This is a genomic window from Cupriavidus sp. 22TCCZM01-5 (assembly GCF_057798915.1).
Window position 1 is genome coordinate 124,878 of record NZ_JBYOJR010000004.1, and the last position, 17,849, is coordinate 142,726.

The window sequence follows — 17,849 nt, forward strand, 5'->3', positions numbered from 1 at the left end:
ATGAAGATTGCCGTACTTGCGTTTCCCGGAGTCCAGATGCTGGATCTCGCCGGTCCCCTCGACGTTTTCCACGAAGGCGCGCGCCAGGCAGGGCAACCCGGAGCCTATGCGTTCGAGATCGTGTCGCCGGTGCCGGGCGTGCTGCGCGCCTCCAATGGCATGACCATTACGCCCGACACGACGCTCGAGACCAGCAGTCCGGATATCGACACCCTGCTGATCGCCGGCAGCCCGCAGGTCAGCCTGTTCGAGAACGATGGCGCCATCGGAGCGTGGTTGAAGCGCTATGCAAAGACGGTACGGCGGCTCGGGTCCGTGTGTTCGGGGGCCATGCTGCTGGCCCATGCCGGCCTGCTGGACGGGCGCAGCGCGACCACGCACTGGAATTCCACCGAGCGCCTGTCCAGGCAGTTTCCGCAAATCAAGGTGCAGCCGGACCGGATCTACGTGAAGGACGGCAGCCTGTACACGTCGGCGGGCGTCACGGCCGGCCTGGACCTGGCACTGGCCATGGTGGAGGAAGATTTCGGGCGCACCGTGGCGCTGAAAGTCGCGCGCGAGTTCGTGATGTTCCTGAAGCGGCCCGGTGGCCAGTCGCAGTTCAGCGCGCACCTTGCCGCGCAGAGCGCGGAAAAGAGCGCGATCCGGGATGTGCAGAACTGGGTGGTGGAGAATCTCGCGGAGCGCCTCGCGGTCGAGAACCTGGCCGAACGGGCCGGCATGAGCACGCGCAACTTCGCACGGATCTTCAAGCAGGAGTGCCAGGTCACGCCGGCGGACTTCGTCGAAGGCGCGCGTATCGATGCCGCCAGGCGCCTGCTCGAAGAGACCCGCAATCCGCTCAAGCGCGTCGCGGCGCTGACCGGGTTCAACGACCCGAACAGCCTGCGGCGCGCGTTTATCCGGCGGCTGGGCGTGTCACCAGCCGACTACCGGCGCCGCTTTCGCGCCACCGCATAGCTGCAGTTTTCCACAGGCAGTCCACAGTCGATCCACAGGTGATCCACAGCTTTTGCCACGGGTTCATCACAAGGTTGCCCACAAGGTTATCCACAAGCATGGGGCGTATAAGGCAGCCGCGTCATGCGCGCGCCAGCGCACCCTGCGCATGAATTGAACGGCGCGCGCCGTCGATAGACCGCGTCAATGGCTGGTAAAATGCCAAGCGAACCACGCCCTCTGCGCGCCCGCTGCGCGCCGATGGCGCGCTACCCAACGACTAAAACAAGGGGCCAGTCATGAAGCAGATTACCGCCATCATCAAACCGTTCAAACTCGACGAAGTGCGCGAATCGCTCGCGGATGTCGGCGTGACGGGGCTGACGGTGACCGAAGTGAAGGGATTTGGCCGTCAGAAGGGGCACACCGAGCTGTATCGCGGTGCCGAGTATGTGGTCGATTTCCTGCCGAAGATCAAGATCGAGGTCGTCGTCGCCGAGAACCAGCTCGATACCGTGCTGGACGCCATCGTCAAGGCCGCGCACACCGGCAAGATCGGCGACGGCAAGATCTTCGTGACGGAGATCGAGCGCGTGATCCGCATCCGTACCGGCGAGCAGGACGAAGCCGCGGTCTGATGCGTGCGCCGGGCGGCGCCGCCAGGCGTCAGCTCGGCAGTTTCCAGCCGTAGCGCACGGACACCAGCCGCATCGCGATGATGCTCAGTGCGCCGGCAAGCAGCGCGGCTTCCTGATCCACCTGCAGCCAGGTCAGTCCCATATAGACCCAGCAGCCCACGAACGAACACGTCGCGTAGGGCGAGCGGTCGCGCAGGATCATCGGGACTTCGTTGCATAGCACGTCCCGCACCACCCCGCCGAACACGGCCGAGATGATGCCCATCATGACCGCCACGGTCGGTGTCATCTGCGCCACCAGCGCCAGCGAGGCGCCCGTCACCGAGAACAGCCCCAGGCCGATCGCATCCGCCACGATCATGGCGCGCTCCGACGCCACGCGGCTGACCACGCGCAGGACGAGCGACGCACCGATCGACATCGCGAAGATCAGCAGCACATAGCCTTCGTGCTCGACCCAGTAAAAGGGCCGGCGGTCCAGCAGCACGTCGCGCACGGTGCCGCCGCCGAACGCGGTGGCGAACGCGACCACGAAGGTGCCCACCACGTCCAGGCGCTGCTTGCGCGCGTCGACCACACCCGATACGGCAAAGGAAAGCATGCCGATCACCTCCATGACATGGAGGATCAGGGGCAGGCGCCCCATCAGCAATTCCAGTGGCAGGTGCATCAGGCGCGGGGCTGGCGCAACAGGACCATCACCGCGCCGGCGCCGCCCAGCGCCTCGCGGGCCTGGACAAAGGCGATCACTTCCTCTTTCTGCACCAGCCAGCTGCGGACCTTGCCTTTGAGTACCGGGACCTTGTCGGGCGAGCCGATGCCCTTGCCGTGGATCACGCGCACGCAGCGCACGCCGTTGCGCACCGAGCGGCGCAGGAATTCCGACAGCGCTTCGCGTGCTTCTTCGGTGCGCAGGCCGTGCAGGTCGACCTTGTCCTGCGGCACCCATTCGCCGCGGCGCAGCTTGCGAATCACGTCCATGCCGATGCCGGGCCGGCGGAAGGACAAGGTCTCGTCCGTTTCCAACAGCATATCGACGTCGTATTCGTCGGACAGCGAAGCTTCCAGCACGGCCTTGTCATTGCGCTGCGTCTGCACCGGAATCGGGGCGGGGCGGGGATTCGGGAGGGCGGCGTGGTTGCGCTCGCGCAACTGGCTGACCTGGCCCACGCTGCTGCGAAAGACGTCGGCCTCTTCGCGCGCGCGTTGCGCGGCCTGCTCGGCGGCGAGCCGTTCGGCTTCGCGGCGCTCGGTGTCGGCCTTGAGGGTGTCGCGCAGTCCGGCCAGGTCATTCAGGCCGAAGCGCTTGGTCGGACGGTCGGGTTTGCTGGCACCGTGCGTCATGGAAAATTCTCCGGGGGCTCGGCGCAATTATATCGATCGGGGACGGGCCCGGCCGGTCGGCCGGGCCGCAGGGGGGCTTACTTCAGGGCTTCGACGAAGCGCTGGGCGTCCAGCGCGGCCATGCAGCCCGTGCCGGCGCTGGTGATGGCCTGGCGGTAGACGTGGTCCTGCACGTCGCCGGCGGCGAACACGCCCGGAATGCTGGTGGCGGTGGCATCGCCGGCCAGGCCGGACTTGGTCACAAGGTAGCCGTTCTGCATGGCCAGCTGGCCGACGAACAGGTCGGTATTGGGCTTGTGGCCGATCGCGATGAACACGCCGGCCAGCTTGATGTCTTCAGCCTGGCCCGACTTGGTGCCGCGGATGCGGATGCCGGTCACGCCCGAATCATCGCCCAGGACTTCGTCCAGCACGCTGTCGTAGCGGATTTCGACGCGGCCTTCCTTCACACGCTGCAGCAGGCGGTCGACCAGGATCGGCTCCGCGCGGAAGCCGTCGCGGCGGTGGATCACGGTGACCTTGCTGGCGATATGGGACAGGTAGAGCGCCTCTTCCACGGCGGTATTGCCGCCGCCGACCACGGCCACTTCCTGGTTCTTGTAGAAGAAGCCGTCGCAGGTGGCGCAGGCGGACACGCCGCGGCCCATGAACGATTCCTCGGACGGCAGGCCCAGGTATTGCGCCGAGGCGCCGGTGGCGATGATCAGCGCATCGCAGGTGTACTCGCCGGCGTCTCCGATCAGGCGGAACGGACGGGCCGGGTTGCCGTTTTCGTCGACGAGCTTGGCGGTGTGGATGTGATCGAAGATGATTTCGGTCTTGAATTCTTCCGCATGGGCCAGCAGGCGCTGCATCAGCTCCGGACCCTGCACGCCCTTGGCATCGCCGGGCCAGTTCTCGACATCCGTGGTGGTCATCAGCTGGCCGCCTTGCGCCAGGCCGGTGATCAGCACCGGCTCCAGGTTGGCGCGAGCCGCGTAGACAGCGGCGGTGTAGCCGGCGGGACCGGATCCGAGAATCAGCACTTTTGCGTGTTTTGCCATGATGCGTTCCTGTGGCGGTGCGCCTTGCTGCGCACCGGCATTGCTCGAAACCGACATTATAAGAGGAGCGGCATTTGCCCACTGTTGCAAATTCCAATGGCGGCGATAGGGCCCGGCCACGCTAAAATGGCCGCCACCATCACCTGCAAGTGAACCAGACCAAGGCATGGCCAGAGCAACCACCACCACCCGGACGGACCCGTCGGCGCTGCCTTCGCGCATCGGCAAACTGCTTGGCGAAGTACGCTGGTTCCTGTTGCTGGCCGTCACGCTGGGCTTCCTGTGCGTGCTGGCCAGCTACAGCAAGACCGACCCCGGCTGGTCGCACGCCAACCAGGTGGCAGACATCCACAACCTCGGCGGCCGCGTGGGCGCCTGGGTCTCGGACGTGCTGTTCTTCATCTTCGGCTTCTCGGCCTACTGGTGGGCGGTGCTGCTGGTGCGCCGCTGCTGGCGCGGCTGGCGCACGCTGACCGCGGAACTGCCCGAGCGCGAGGAGCATCGCCAGGGCGTGACGGTGAGCTGGATCGGCTTCGCGCTGACGCTGTTTTCCAGCATGGGCCTGGAGGCCATCCGCATGTATCCGCTGCGGGCCGCGCTGCCGCGCGCGCCGGGCGGCGTGCTGGGCGACCTGCTCGGCGGCTGGATGCAGACTGCGCTGGGCTTCACCGGCGCCACGCTGCTGTTGCTGCTGATGTTGGCGATCGGCCTGTCGCTGTTTTTCCATTTCTCGTGGCTGTCGGTGGCCGAGCATATCGGCGGCTTTGTCGAGAACCTGTTCCTTGGCTTCAAGGCCCGGCGCGAGAGCAAGCAGGACCGCATCATCGGCGAAGCCGCCAAGGTCGAGCGCACCGAAACCGTGGAAGTGCAGCGCGTGCGCATCGAGGAGGCGACGCCGGTGCAGATCGTGCGCCCGCAGGCGGTGCCAAAGCACGAGCGCGTCGAACGCGAGAAGCAGCAGCCGCTGTTTGCGGATATCCAGGATTCGGACCTGCCGCCGCTGTCGCTGCTCGACCCGATCCCGCCGCATCAGGAAACCGTCAGCGCCGAAACTTTGGAATTCACCTCGCGCCTGATCGAGAAGAAGCTCAAGGACTTCGGCGTCGAGGTCAAAGTGGTGGCGGCCTACCCGGGCCCCGTGATCACGCGCTACGAGATCGAGCCCGCCACCGGCGTGAAGGGCAGCCAGGTGGTCAACCTGGCGCGCGACCTCGCGCGTTCGCTGTCGCTGGTGTCGATCCGCGTGGTCGAGACCATCCCGGGCAAGAACTACATGGGGCTGGAGCTGCCGAACCCGAAGCGCCAGACCGTGCGGCTGTCGGAAATCCTGGGTTCGCAGGTCTACAACGAAAGCGCTTCCAGCCTGACCATGGCGCTCGGCAAGGACATCGCCGGCAAGCCGATGGTGGCCGACCTGGCCAAGATGCCGCACTGCATGGTGGCCGGCACCACGGGCTCGGGCAAGTCGGTCGGGATCAACGCCATGATCCTGTCGCTGCTCTACAAGGCCAAGCCGGACAGCGTGCGCCTGATCCTGATCGACCCGAAGATGCTTGAAATGAGCGTCTACGAAGGCATTCCGCACCTGCTGTGCCCGGTCGTGACCGATATGCGCCAGGCCGGCAACGCGCTGAACTGGGCGGTCGGCGAGATGGAGCGGCGCTACAAGCTGATGAGCAAGCTCGGCGTGCGCAACCTGGCCGGCTACAACAAGAAGATCGACGAAGCCGCGGCGAAGGAAGAAAAGATCCCGAACCCGTTCAGCCTGACGCCGGACGCGCCCGAGCCGCTCGAGAAGCTGCCGACCATCGTGATCGTCATCGACGAGCTGGCCGACCTGATGATGGTGGTGGGCAAGAAGGTCGAGGAGCTGATCGCGCGGATCGCGCAGAAGGCGCGCGCCGCCGGGCTGCACCTGGTGCTGGCCACGCAGCGTCCGTCGGTCGACGTGATCACGGGCCTGATCAAGGCCAACGTGCCGACGCGTATCGCCTTCCAGGTCAGCAGCAAGATCGACTCGCGTACCATCCTTGACCAGCAGGGCGCGGAAGCGCTGCTCGGCATGGGTGACATGCTCTACCTGGCCCCGGGCACCGGCCTGCCGGTGCGCGTTCACGGGGCCTTTGTCTCCGATGACGAAGTGCACCGTGTGGTCGAAAAGCTCAAGGAAGGCGGCGAGGCCAACTATATCGAGGGCATCCTCGAAGGCGGCCTGACGGAAGGCGACAGCGGTACCGATGGCTTTGGCGGCGGTGCCGGCATCGGTGGTGGCGGTGGCGAAGCCGATCCGCTCTATGACCAGGCCGTGGAAGTCGTGCTGAAGAACCGGCGCGCATCGATCTCACTGGTGCAGCGCCACCTGCGCATCGGCTACAACCGCGCCGCGCGTCTGCTCGAGGATATGGAAAAGGCCGGGCTGGTATCGGCCATGTCCGGCAATGGCAACCGGGACATCCTGGCGCAACCCGGCGCGGCCCGGGAAGATGACTGAGCGCCGCATCGGTAACATGTGGTTACCCGGCAGGTGGCGCCGGAAGGAATCCGGGGCCGCTCACACGCTCTAACCATCAGGTTGCACCGCCGCGCCATGCAGACTGGCGTGGCGCCTTTTCCCTCAGCAAGGATCTGATACATGCGAAAACGCGTTCTCGTGTCGGCCTGTGCCGCGTTGGCCGTCTTTGCCGCGCACATGCCCGCGGCCCTGGCCGCCGCCACCGACCAGCTCCAAAGCTTCGTTACCGGCGTGAAGAGCGCCAAGGGCGAATTCACGCAGCGCCAGGTCAGGGGGCAGGGCGACAGCCTCAAGGTCACCGGCACGTCGAGCGGCAGTTTTGTGTTCGCACGCCCCGGGAAATTCACGTGGCGTTACGCCAAGCCCTATGAGCAGTTGCTGCAGGCCGACGGCCAGACGCTCTACATCTACGACAAGGACCTGAACCAGGTTACCGAGCGCAAGCTCGACGGCGCGCTGGGTTCCAGCCCGGCGGCCATCCTGTTCGGCAGCAACGACTTCGAGAAGAACTTCACGGTGAAGAACGGTCCCACGCGGGACGGCGTGGAGTGGCTGGAGATGACGCCGAAGTCGAAGGACACGCAGTTCGAGCGCATCGGCATCGGCTTCAAGGGCGGTAATCTCGAGGCAATGGAATTGCGCGACGCCTTTGGCAATACCACGCTGCTGACATTCTCCGCGATGCAGAAGAACCCGCCATTGCCGGCGGATGCGTTCCGGTTCACGGTGCCCAAGGGCGCCGACGTGATGAAGCAATGAGGCGCGCCATGTCTGCACTGAAACCAGTGTTTTGCGCCCTGGCGGTCGTACTCGGCCTGTCCGCCTGCGCAACGGCGGGAGGCGGCAAGTTCGATGTCGATTCCTTCCTGCGCGGATCCGACACGGCGCTGCCGGAAGTGCTCGGCAACCCGGCCTTCCTGTCCGCGACGCGCATTCCCGCGAACGAGTGCGCGGTCATGCTGCAATCGGCCAGCACCGGCGTGCTGGAAGACCTGCCGCCCAGCAGCAGTGCGCGCGGTCCGGCCTGGGTGCTGCATCGCGCCGATTCGCTGGCGCAGGTCTGGCTCGTCACCAGCGAAGCCGGCGGCGAACGGACCTGTCATGGCCCGTTGCCCGCCGACGCCATGAAGACCCTGGTCGACCGGGCCAAGGGCTGATCAGAGCGGCGCGAAGCTTCACTGGACCAAGGAACAGAACATGCTCTCCATGCTTCGTCGACATGCACTGCACACACTAGCCTTTGCAGCGGCGCTTGGCGCCGGGTGCGCGGCGCCGTCCGCGCCACCCGCCGGAGCTACCGGCTCCACCAGCTCCACCAGCCCGACTCAGGGGCCCGCCCAGGGTCCCACCCGGAGCCCGACCGGCCCGCAGGGCGCACTTGGCACGCCGGAGGGTTGCCAGGCCGACAAGCTCGGAGACGACAGCCTGGTCGGCAAGACCGAGGCCGAGGCCACTGCGATGCTGCAAGGCTGCGCCTGGCGGCTGGGTGAGCGCGATGGCCAGCAGTATCCGGGCACCATGGACTACAACCCGCAACGCCGTACCCTGGGCATTACGTCCGGCAAGGTGGCGTGGGTGCGCCGCGGCTAGTTGTCGGGCGGGAAGCTGCCGGGCCGCGCGGGCTTCAGAGCAGGAAGCGCTTGTTGCCGGTCACCGCGGTCGGCTCGACCTTGCGGAAGGTTAGCTTCACGCTGCTGTCGAGCCGCCGACCGGCCTGTTTGCGTCGCAATGCACGCAGCACCAGGCCTTTGTGCCCGACCGTGCCTTCAGCGTAGGGCTGGCCATTGCCGATGTCCAAGGCCCCGGCGGCCAGCGCGGCATTGCGTACGGCCGCGCTCTTTTCCAGCAGCTTGTCGAGTGCCATGCGCGCGCGTACCTGCGTCATCAGTGCCGCGTCGGACGGATTGGCGCGGGCGCGATCGGCGTCCCGAGGCAATTGCACCTTGCCGGCCAGCCGCCGCAGGGCGGCGCGCAGCTCGGCGCCATCCATCTTGTTGTCCTGGACGATCCAGACCGCGTCATGACGGATCAGCGGTTCCGTGTCGGCCATCCTGCGCAGCAGCGCGGCCGGCAGGCCCGGGGCGCCCAGCTGGTGCGAGCGGCGGATGGCGTTGACCGTGATGCGCCGGATCTGCGGGTTGTCATGATCGGCCAGATCGACGAGCACACGCTGCGCGGCGTCGGCAGAGTCGATCATTTCGGCCAGTTGGCCGGCCAGGGAAACCTCTTCCACGCTGCTGAGCCTGCCCTTGCCGACAAGCCGTTTCATCTTGAAGACCAGAAAGTGATACTTCAGCATAATTCCCCAGGCGATCTTGTAGCCGCGTGGCGGATGGCTACATCCGGCCGGCCTTGCCCGCAGCTTTGTCTGTTGTCTCCGCTCGATGAATGCATCCCGTGGCGACGCGAGGTGATCACTGCCATGAAATGAATCCGGAGCCGGCCCAGGCCCGGATATCGGCAGCCAACGGCCTGGACTTGAGGGAAATCAGGGTTCGGCCCCCTGGCGGATGGTTGGCAACAGCCACCGCCGCGCGGCGCTGACGAGACAATGGTCTACACTGTCACGTTCCCCGGCGCCGCTGGCGCCAACCACGCCGATGCCTTGCAGCTGGCGATTTCCGAGGCCTGAATACCGTGGCGGACACGCTGTTTTCCGATTCTTCCGACCGTTCCCGGCAACCGCTCGCCGAGCGCCTGCGTCCACGCAATATCGACGAGGTGATCGGCCAGCAGCACCTGCTCGGGCCGGGCAAGCCGCTACGCGTCGCGTTCGCGTCCGGCGAACCGCATTCGATGATCCTGTGGGGGCCGCCCGGTGTGGGCAAGACCACGCTCGCGCGGCTGATGGCCGATGCCTTCGACGCGGAGTTCATTGCTTTGTCGGCCGTGCTGTCCGGCGTGAAGGACATCCGCGAGGCAGTGGAGCGCGCCGAGCAGTTCCGCGCGCACGGGCGCCGCACGCTGGTGTTCGTCGATGAGGTACACCGCTTCAACAAGAGCCAGCAGGATGCGTTCCTGCCGCACGTGGAAAGCGGGCTGTTCACGTTCATCGGCGCGACTACGGAGAATCCGTCGTTCGAGGTCAATGGCGCGTTGCTGTCGCGCGCGGCCGTGTATGTGCTCAAGAGCCTCGACGATGCCGAGCTGACACAGCTCGCGCAGCGCGCCAGCGAAGAACTGGGCGGCATCACCTGGCAGGATGAGGCCCTGAAGCTCATCGTGGCCTCCGCCGACGGCGATGGCCGCAAGCTGCTGAACAATATCGAGATCGTGGTCAGGGCGGCCCGCAATGCCGGCACAACGGAGATCGATACCACGCTGCTCGGCAGCGCGCTGTCGGAGAACCTGCGCCGCTTCGACAAGGGCGGCGATGCGTTCTATGACCAGATCAGCGCGCTGCACAAGTCGGTGCGCGGCTCGGACCCCGACGCCGCTCTGTACTGGTTCTGCCGCATGATCGACGGCGGCGCCGATCCGCGCTACCTGGCGCGGCGTATCGTGCGCATGGCGTGGGAGGATATCGGCCTGGCCGATCCGCGCGCCGCACGCATCACCCTGGATGCCGCCGAAACGTATGAGCGCCTGGGTTCGCCCGAAGGCGAGCTGGCGCTCGGCCAGGCGCTGATCTACCTGGCCGTGGCGCCCAAGTCGAACGCCGGCTACAACGCTTACAACGCGGCACGTGCGTTCGTGTCCAAGGACAAGTCGCGCCCGGTGCCCGTGCACCTGCGCAACGCGCCCACGCGGCTGATGAAGGAACTGGGCTACGGCCACGCCTACCGTTATGCGCACGACGAACCCGAAGCCTATGCGGCGGGCGAGCACTATTTCCCCGACGACCTGAAGGCGCAGGGCTGGTACCAGCCTGTGCCGCGCGGCCTGGAAGGCAAGATTGCGGAGAAGCTGCGCCACCTGCGCGAACTCGACGACGCCTGGCACCGCGAGCACCGCGGCAAGGGCAAAAACGGGGAATGAGGCGGCAAGCGCGCACAGTTCCGAGGCGGCGGAGCGCGCGGGTGAAGTAAAATGGCGGGTCCGCCGGCATGTCGCCGGCCCCGCACTTCCCACACCGCAACATGCTCGACATCCAGCTGTTCCGCAAAGACATCGACGCCGTGGCGCAACGCCTTGCCACGCGCGGCTTCCAACTCGACGTAGCGGCCTTCCAGGCGCTCGAAAGCGAGCGCAAGCAACTGCAGACCCAGACCGAGGAACTGCAGGCCCGCCGCAACAGCCTGTCCAAGCAGATCGGCATGCTCAAGGGCAAGGGCGAAGACGCCTCGGCCGTGATGGCGGAAGTGGGCGGCATCGGCGACACGCTCAAGGCCTCCGCCGCGCGCCTCGAGGAAATCCAGGCCCAGCTGTCGGACCTCATGCTGTCGATTCCGAACCTGCCGCATGAAAGCGTGCCGGTCGGCAAGGACGAGACCCAGAACGTCGAGGTGCGCCGCGTCGGCGAGCCGCGCCGGTTCGATTTCGAGGTGCGCGATCACGTCGACGTCGGCGAGAAGCTCGGCCTCGATTTCGATACCGCGGCCAAGGTGACGGGCTCGCGCTTCTCGATGCTGCGCGGCGGCGTGGCGCGCATGCACCGCGCGCTGGTGCAGCTGATGCTGGACACGCACACGCAGGAACACGGCTACACCGAGATGTACGTGCCGTACATCGTCAATGCCGCGTCGATGCGCGGCACCGGCCAGTTGCCCAAGTTCGAGGAAGACCTGTTCAAGGTGCCGCGCCATGTCGGCAGCGCGGGTGACGACAACCCGGGCGAGCGCACCGAGAATTTCTACCTGATCCCGACCGCCGAAGTGCCGCTGACCAACATCGTGCGCGATGCCATCGTCGCGGGCGACAAGCTGCCGCTGCGCTTCGTCGCGCATACGCCTTGCTTCCGCTCGGAAGCGGGCTCATACGGAAAGGACACGCGCGGCATGATCCGCCAGCACCAGTTCGACAAGGTCGAGCTCGTGCACATGGTGCCGGCCGAGCAGTCGTTCGATGCGCTGGAGCAGCTGGTCGGCCACGCCGAGGCGATCCTGAAGAAGCTCGAACTGCCATTCCGCACCATCGTGCTGTGCACGGGCGACATGGGCTTCGGCAGCACCAAGACCTATGACCTCGAAGTGTGGATCCCGGCGCAGAACACATACCGCGAGATCAGTTCGTGCTCGAACATGGGCGACTTCCAGGCCCGCCGCATGCAGGCGCGCTATCGCGTGGGGCAGGGCAAGCCGGAACTGGTGCACACGCTGAACGGCTCGGGCCTGGCCGTTGGCCGCACGCTGGTCGCCATCCTCGAGAACTATCAGAACGCCGATGGCTCCGTCACCGTCCCGGCCGCGCTGCAGCCGTACATGGGTGGCACCACGCGACTGGAACCTGAACTGTAAAAAAACTGCACGCCAGCCTCTTGCGCTGGCTGGCTGAACCTGTCTATAATGTTGGTTTCGCTGCACGGCGACCAAGTTACCGGAGAGGTGGCAGAGTGGTCGAATGTACCTGACTCGAAATCAGGCGTACCGGCGACGGTACCGTGGGTTCGAATCCCACCCTCTCCGCCAATACAAGAAGCTGCCGACTGTTTCGACCACCGGCAGACAAGAAGACTGTAGTAAAACTCAGACCGACTCTTGCGCAAGCAAGCGTCGGTTTTGTTTTTTGTGCGCCGGTTTGTTACGTGCCGGACTTCCGAGGGCAGCCGATGACATCCACTCCCGCCGAACCGCCGCGCTTCCAGGGCGATCCCGACGAACTGCCTCGCGATGCCGGCCTGGTTCCCGGCATGCCGTACCGGCACTACAAGGGTGGCGCCTATGCCGTGGTCGGCGTGGGCCGGTTCGAGGCCGACCTGTCGCCGGTGGTGGTCTATCAAGCGATGCGTGATCGTTCCCTGCTGTGGGTGCGTACCGCGGAGGTCTTCACCGAGCCCGTGGCCACCACGCAAGGCACGGTACCGCGCTTTGCGCCGGACTGGCCGGCTGCGCTGGCCTGCCTCGATTTCCTGCCGCGCAAGGCAGTCCTCGAAGTGCTGGCGCAGTATGACGCGCCATACCGGCACTATCACGATCGCCGCCATGTGCTCGAGATGTTCGAACAGGCACAGGTGCGGGGCGTGGCGCTGAATCCTGCCCAGGCGCTGGCGGTGCTGTTCCATGACGCCGTGTATGTCCCCGGCTGCGAACACAACGAGGCCGCGTCCGCCGCGCTGATCCCGACCATGGCGCCGGGCGTCGATGCCGCCACCATCGCGCTTGCCGCGCAGATCGTGCTGGATACGCGCACGCACGAGGCCACGGTCGCTGACTCGGCGCTGGTGCTCGATCTGGACCTTTATCGGCTCGCCGTGCCAGCGGCAGACTTCGACGCATACAGCCTTGCCGTCTTCGAAGAGAACCGTGCGTTGCTGGCGGCGCAAACCGGGCTTGCGGACGAGCCGCTGATGCAGGCCTTCCGCGAACGCCGCGCTACCTTCCTGTCCACGCTCGCGCAGCGTCCGCGGCTATTCGGCACCGACGCCTTCGCCGACTGCGAGGCACCGGCGCGCGCCAACATTGCGCGCGTTGCCGGCGGCTGAATACATGCACGAGGCAAGTGCGGCCATGGTGATGCCCGCCAACGCGCTGGGCGTGCTGGCGCTGTTCGCGCTGGCGGCCGTGCTTCTGTTCTGGCTGATTCCGCTGTTGCTCATCATCCTTCGGCCGTTGGTGAGCCGGCTCGATGCGTGGCGTGCCGCAGGCGTGGCGGCATTGTCCAGGCGCACCGCCGACGCGGGTGGCCGCCCGTCGCGGCTGGGTGCCATGACGCTGCGCATGCTGGAGCGCGATGCAGCCGAGTTGCTGCTCGTTGCCGCCGCAGGCGCGATCCTGCTGGCCTGCGGCGGCGCGCTGCTCTGGCTGGTCGATGGGATTGCAGAAGGGCACGGTATCGTCGCGCTGGACCATGCGGTATTCGGCCAGCTGCGCGCGGCGCGGCAAGACTGGCTCGATGTCGCCATGATTGCCGTCACCGAGCTGGGCGGCGCTCGAATCTCGGTAGCGGTGGGCGTCGTGGTCTTCGCCTGGCTGGCGTGGCGGCGCGCGTGGGCCGCCGCGGCGTACTGGGCCATCGCTCTGCTCGGTGCGCGCGCCTGCGTGATGGCGCTCAAGTTCGGCTTGCAGCGCCATCGTCCGGCCAGCATCTACAGCGGACTGGAGTCCTACTCGTTCCCGAGCGGCCATGCCACCAGCAGCATGGTTACCTATGGCTTTCTCGCCTTGCTGGTCTGCCTGCGCCAGCCATGGCGCGTGCGCGTGCCGGTGCTCGCGCTGACAACCGTTGCGGTGACGGCGATCGGCCTGTCGCGACTGTACCTGGGCATGCACTGGTTCTCCGACGTGGCGGCCGGATTTGCACTGGGTCTTGCGTGGATCACCTTGCTCGGTACGGCCTATGTCATGCTGCACGTTCCCGCGCGGCTACCGGCGTGGCAGCTGGGCGCGATCGCCGCGGCTACGGTCGTGGCGGCTGCCGGTTATCTGATTGCATTTCGACTGCCGGACAGGATCGGGCAGTACCGGCGGGCGGGCGCGCTCAGCGACCCGGTTGCGGCGCCTGTTCCTCCGGCGCTTCCGTTGTCCCGACCGGCAGGCGCGACACCAGAAGCTGATCGATCTTGTGATGGTCGATGTCCAGCACCTCAAAGCGGAAGCCCGCCACGGTGATCGATTCCGACTTCTTCGGAATGCGCTTGAGCGCGTAGATCACCAGCCCGGCCACCGTATCGACGTAGTCTTCACCGGGCAGCGAGTCGATCTCCAGCGCCTTCTTCAGGTCGACCAGCGGCGTGAGTCCATCCACCAGCCACGAGCTGTCGTCGCGCCGCACGATCTGCTCGTCTTCGCTCGAATAGAGGATGTCCCCCATCAGGGCGCCGACGATATCGTCGAGCGTGACGATGCCGACCACGATGCCGTACTCGTTCATCACCACGGCAAAGTTCTCGTGCATTTCGCGAAAGCGCGTCAGCGCTTCGGACAATGTCAGCGTGTCGGGAATCACCAGCACGTTCTTGTCGTGGTGCTTGCCGATATTGCCGATCACCGTCGCGCTCTCGTCGGCCAGCAGCAATTGCAGGATGTCCTTGGAGGCGATGTAGCCCTGCACGTCGTCGAGATCGTGGCCGCATACCGGATACTGCGCGTGCGGCTGGTTGACGAGCTTGCGCCGCACGCTGTCGGCGGTCTCGTCCAGGCTCAGGTAGACCACGTCGTCGCGCGGCGTCATGATCGCCGTGACGTTCTTGGAGTCCAGTTCGAACACGTTCTCGATCAGGTGGATCTCATGCTTGAGCAGCACGCCGGCTTCGGCGCCGGCGTCGACCATGGCGGCGATATCCTCGGTGGTGATCTGCTCGACGGTCTTGGTCGGCAGGCCAAACAGCCGCAGGGTCGCATCGGCCGCGGCGTTGAACACGAAGACCAGCGGCTTGAGCACGCGCAGCAACGTCAGGATGGGATCGATCACCGCGAGCGCGCATGCCTCGGGAAAGGACATGGCGATGCGCTTGGGGATCAGGTCGGCAAACTGGATGAACAGCAGTGTGACGATCAGGAACGAGCCGATGTTCGCGACGCGCTGCGCGATGCCGGCGTCCATATAGGGTGACAGCCCCGCGAATACCAGGTCCGAGACATGTTTTTCACCGAGGATACCGGCCAGGATCGCGACACTGTTCACGCCGATCTGCACGATCGTGAAGAAGTTTCCGGGCTCTTCCTTGAGCAGCAGCACCTTGGTGGCGCGGCGGTCGCCGCGTTCGGACAGGGTCTGCAGCTTGGTGCGGCGGGCGGCGGTCAGCGCGATCTCGGAAATCGAGAAGAAGGCACTGATCAGGATCAGGAGGAGCAGGGTCAGTACGAACATGGCTGGATGCAGGCGCCGTTCGGGCGCCTTGATGATGGTGCAGGCCGCGCGAGGCTGTCAATCAATCGCGCCCCCGGGCGGTGGCAGCCATAGTGGCGTCGAAGCTGGCAACGGGAGTTTCGAGCCGCTCGGGCAGGGTGGCGGCGAGAGCCGCGGCGGCCTGCGCGAACTGCGCGCGCATGTCGTCCACCAGGCTTGACGCGGCGCGGTGGCTCGCGCGCAGCAACTGTATTTCGAACGGCAGGGCAGGCTGCACGGCATGAAGCGAGACGCGGCCGGGGCTGGTGCTAAGCGCCGTGTACTGGTCCAGCAGGGCCATGCCCAGGCCGGCTTCCACCAGCGACAGTGCCAGCGAGTAGGTCTGGACTTCCAGCGTGGAGCGCGGCTCCAGCGCATGCCGCGCCAGCGTCTGGCGCACCAGCAGGCCGAGCGAACTGTTGTCGTCATAGCCGATGAAGGGCCGCTCCATCAGCTTGCGCATGGGCACCACCTGGCGCCGGCCGCCGGCGGGCAAGGGCTGGCCGCGCGGTACCGCAAGCAGCATATGCCCGGCAGCCACCGGCTCGGAGGTGATGGCTTCATGGCGCGGCGGCGAAAAAGCGAAACCCAGGTCGATCTGGTTGGCGAGCAGCGCGTCGACGATCTCGTCGGTATGGTGGGTCAGCACCTGCACCTGGGTGTCGGGGTAGCGCGCGCAGAAGCCGCGCACCGCCGGCACCAGCAGCGGGCCGGCCAGGCTTGGCGTGGCGGCCACGCGCAGGCGCCCGGCGCCCTTGTGACGCAGGCTTTCCGATACGCGCCGCACGCGCTCGATCTCGCCATATAGCCTTTCGACATCGCCGTACAGCGCGGTGGCCTCGGGCGTGGCCTGCAGGCGGCCGCGCACGCGTTCGAACAGCCGGAAGCCGAGCGAGGCCTCGGCATGCTGCAGCACGCGCGTGACCACGGGCTGCGAGACGTGGAGCAGGCGCGCGGCCTCGCTGACCGTACCGGTCAGCATGATGGCGCGGAAGACTTCGATCTGGCGCAATCGCATGGTGGCAATGCTGGTGCGTGGCGGCCTATAGCCTGAAGACATATTCTGGCACGTATTGGCATTGGGCAAGCCGCGTGCGCTCGATTACGCTGCTGCCATCGGATCGGAAGCGAGAAGGATGGCAATGCGGGTAGTGATCGTGGGCGCCGGTGTGGTCGGTATGACCAGCGCCTGGCGCCTGGCACGGGATGGCCACGAAGTGACCGTGCTCGAGCGGCATGACGGCCCCGGCGAGGAAACCAGCTTCGCCAACGGCGGCCAGCTCAGCTACAGCTACGTGGCGCCGCTGGCCGGGCCGGGCGTGATGGGCAAGGTGCCGGGCTGGCTCCTGCGCCACGATTCGCCCATGCGCTTCCGGCCCGTGGCGGACCCGGCGCAGTGGCGCTGGCTGGCCGCGTTCATGCGCGCATGCAACGCCGCCACCAGCGAGGCCACCACGCGCAAGCTGCTGCGCCTGGCGTTCTACTCGCGCGACCTGATGCAGGCGTTCGTGGCCAGCGAAGGCGGCAAGGCCGGAGCGGGGACGGACTTCGATTTTGCGCGGCGCGGCAAACTGATTGTGCACCGCGATGGCGCCGCGTTCGAGTCGGCGCGGCGCCTGCTTGACTATCAGGCCAGCCTGGGCTGCGAGCAGCAGGCGCTGGACCGGGAGGCTTGCGTGGCGCTGGAGCCCGCGCTGCAGGGCATCCGCAACGAGATTGCCGGCGCGATCTATACGCCGAGCGAGGAAGTGGGCGACTGCCACCGCTTCTGCCTGTCGCTGGCACGGTTGCTGCAGCAGCGGCCCGGCGTGTCGATGCGCTTCGGTACCATCGTGCAGGGATTGGTGCGGGAAGGGGATCGCATTGCCGGTGTGCAAACGGCTTCCGGAGTGGTGCCGGCCGATGCCGTGGTGGTGGCCGGCGGCATCGGCAGCGTGCCGCTGCTGCGCCCGCTGGACGTGCGTCCGATGCTGTGGCCGCTGAAGGGATATAGCATTACCGTGCCGCTGTCGGGCAGCGCGCGCGCACCGCATATCAGCATCACGGATTTCGCCAACAAGATCGTCTATGCGCGCATCGGCAATACGCTGCGCGTTGCCGGCATGGCCGACCTGGTGCGCGGAGGCGCGCGTATCGATCCGGAGCGCGTCGGCACGCTGGTGTCGCAGACGCGTGCACTGTTTGACGGTATCGTGCCCGATATCCCGCTGGCGCAGCTGCAGCCCTGGGCGGGACTGCGGCCTGCCACGCCGGACGGCTTGCCGATGGTCGGTCCATCGCGGGTGCGCGGCCTGTGGCTCAATCTCGGGCATGGCGCGCTGGGCTTCACGCTTGCCATGGGCAGCGCGGGCCTGCTGGCCGACCGGCTCGCCGGCCGCACGCCAGCCGTCAACGCAGAGGAATTTTCCGCCGCGCGCGCATAGCCGCACGGCAGCGTCTTGCAGTACG

General features: G+C 66.5%; 16 protein-coding genes, 1 tRNA gene and 1 pseudogene. 12 read left to right on the plus strand and 6 right to left on the minus strand.

Annotation, left to right across the window (positions count from 1 at the left end; genetic code table 11):
• Window positions 1-960, plus strand: a complete 960-nt coding sequence (locus tag AC3FNH_RS05590; RefSeq protein WP_488719333.1) for a GlxA family transcriptional regulator — start codon at window positions 1-3, stop codon at window positions 958-960.
• Between the two features lie 278 nt (window positions 961-1,238).
• Window positions 1,239-1,577: a P-II family nitrogen regulator gene (gene glnK / locus AC3FNH_RS05595; RefSeq protein WP_039011353.1), complete on the plus strand. Its 339-nt coding sequence runs from the start codon at window positions 1,239-1,241 to the stop codon at window positions 1,575-1,577.
• A gap of 28 nt (window positions 1,578-1,605) precedes the next feature.
• On the opposite strand, the gene AC3FNH_RS05600 is transcribed toward glnK, so the two are convergent.
• The 3 genes from AC3FNH_RS05600 to trxB form a co-directional block, all read right to left on the minus strand.
• Entirely contained in the window at window positions 1,606-2,247 is a 642-nt protein-coding gene (locus AC3FNH_RS05600) for a trimeric intracellular cation channel family protein (RefSeq protein WP_488719334.1), read from the minus strand.
• Window positions 2,247-2,921, minus strand: coding sequence for a Smr/MutS family protein (locus AC3FNH_RS05605; RefSeq protein WP_488719335.1), 675 nt, complete (start codon window positions 2,919-2,921; stop codon window positions 2,247-2,249). The genes AC3FNH_RS05600 and AC3FNH_RS05605 overlap by 1 nt, the downstream gene beginning before the upstream one ends.
• Before the next feature lie 77 nt (window positions 2,922-2,998).
• Complete coding sequence (gene trxB / locus AC3FNH_RS05610; protein ID WP_488719336.1) at window positions 2,999-3,964, minus strand: thioredoxin-disulfide reductase; 966 nt, start codon at window positions 3,962-3,964, stop codon at window positions 2,999-3,001.
• A 166-nt stretch (window positions 3,965-4,130) separates the two neighbouring features.
• On the opposite strand from trxB, the gene AC3FNH_RS05615 reads away from it, so the two are divergent.
• From AC3FNH_RS05615 to AC3FNH_RS05630, 4 genes are all read left to right on the plus strand, one after another.
• On the plus strand, window positions 4,131-6,455 hold the full coding sequence (locus AC3FNH_RS05615) for a DNA translocase FtsK (protein WP_488719337.1): 2,325 nt from the start codon (window positions 4,131-4,133) through the stop codon (window positions 6,453-6,455).
• A gap of 141 nt (window positions 6,456-6,596) precedes the next feature.
• Window positions 6,597-7,235: an outer membrane lipoprotein chaperone LolA gene (gene lolA / locus AC3FNH_RS05620; protein WP_276099731.1), complete on the plus strand. Its 639-nt coding sequence runs from the start codon at window positions 6,597-6,599 to the stop codon at window positions 7,233-7,235.
• Window positions 7,236-7,243: 8 nt separating this feature from the next.
• Entirely contained in the window at window positions 7,244-7,633 is a 390-nt protein-coding gene (locus tag AC3FNH_RS05625) for a hypothetical protein (protein WP_488719338.1), read from the plus strand.
• 40 nt (window positions 7,634-7,673) lie between these two features.
• Window positions 7,674-8,066, plus strand: a complete 393-nt coding sequence (locus AC3FNH_RS05630; protein WP_488719339.1) for a hypothetical protein — start codon at window positions 7,674-7,676, stop codon at window positions 8,064-8,066.
• Between the two features lie 34 nt (window positions 8,067-8,100).
• On the opposite strand, the gene AC3FNH_RS05635 is transcribed toward AC3FNH_RS05630, so the two are convergent.
• Window positions 8,101-8,745 (minus strand): hypothetical protein, encoded by a 645-nt coding sequence (locus AC3FNH_RS05635; RefSeq protein ID WP_488719340.1) that lies wholly within the window; start codon window positions 8,743-8,745, stop codon window positions 8,101-8,103.
• A gap of 368 nt (window positions 8,746-9,113) precedes the next feature.
• On the opposite strand from AC3FNH_RS05635, the gene AC3FNH_RS05640 reads away from it, so the two are divergent.
• The 5 genes and pseudogenes from AC3FNH_RS05640 to AC3FNH_RS05660 form a co-directional block, all read left to right on the plus strand.
• On the plus strand, window positions 9,114-10,454 hold the full coding sequence (locus AC3FNH_RS05640) for a replication-associated recombination protein A (RefSeq protein ID WP_488719341.1): 1,341 nt from the start codon (window positions 9,114-9,116) through the stop codon (window positions 10,452-10,454).
• 101 nt (window positions 10,455-10,555) lie between these two features.
• Window positions 10,556-11,872, plus strand: coding sequence for a serine--tRNA ligase (serS, locus tag AC3FNH_RS05645; protein WP_488719342.1), 1,317 nt, complete (start codon window positions 10,556-10,558; stop codon window positions 11,870-11,872).
• A gap of 81 nt (window positions 11,873-11,953) precedes the next feature.
• A tRNA-Ser gene (locus AC3FNH_RS05650) sits at window positions 11,954-12,043 on the plus strand.
• 140 nt (window positions 12,044-12,183) lie between these two features.
• Entirely contained in the window at window positions 12,184-13,056 is an 873-nt protein-coding gene (locus AC3FNH_RS05655) for a DUF1653 domain-containing protein (protein ID WP_488719343.1), read from the plus strand.
• 418 nt (window positions 13,057-13,474) lie between these two features.
• Window positions 13,475-13,888: pseudogene (locus AC3FNH_RS05660) on the plus strand (phosphatase PAP2 family protein); the annotation flags it as partial.
• 163 nt (window positions 13,889-14,051) lie between these two features.
• Here the strand turns inward: AC3FNH_RS05660 and paeA are convergent.
• Window positions 14,052-15,383: a polyamine export protein PaeA gene (gene paeA / locus AC3FNH_RS05665; RefSeq protein WP_488719344.1), complete on the minus strand. Its 1,332-nt coding sequence runs from the start codon at window positions 15,381-15,383 to the stop codon at window positions 14,052-14,054.
• A 61-nt stretch (window positions 15,384-15,444) separates the two neighbouring features.
• A complete protein-coding gene (locus AC3FNH_RS05670; RefSeq protein WP_488719345.1) occupies window positions 15,445-16,419 on the minus strand; it encodes a LysR family transcriptional regulator in 975 nt (324 codons plus the stop codon).
• A 124-nt stretch (window positions 16,420-16,543) separates the two neighbouring features.
• On the opposite strand from AC3FNH_RS05670, the gene AC3FNH_RS05675 reads away from it, so the two are divergent.
• Window positions 16,544-17,824, plus strand: coding sequence for a D-amino acid dehydrogenase (locus tag AC3FNH_RS05675; RefSeq protein ID WP_488719346.1), 1,281 nt, complete (start codon window positions 16,544-16,546; stop codon window positions 17,822-17,824).
• The last annotated feature ends 25 nt before the right edge of the window (window positions 17,825-17,849 follow it).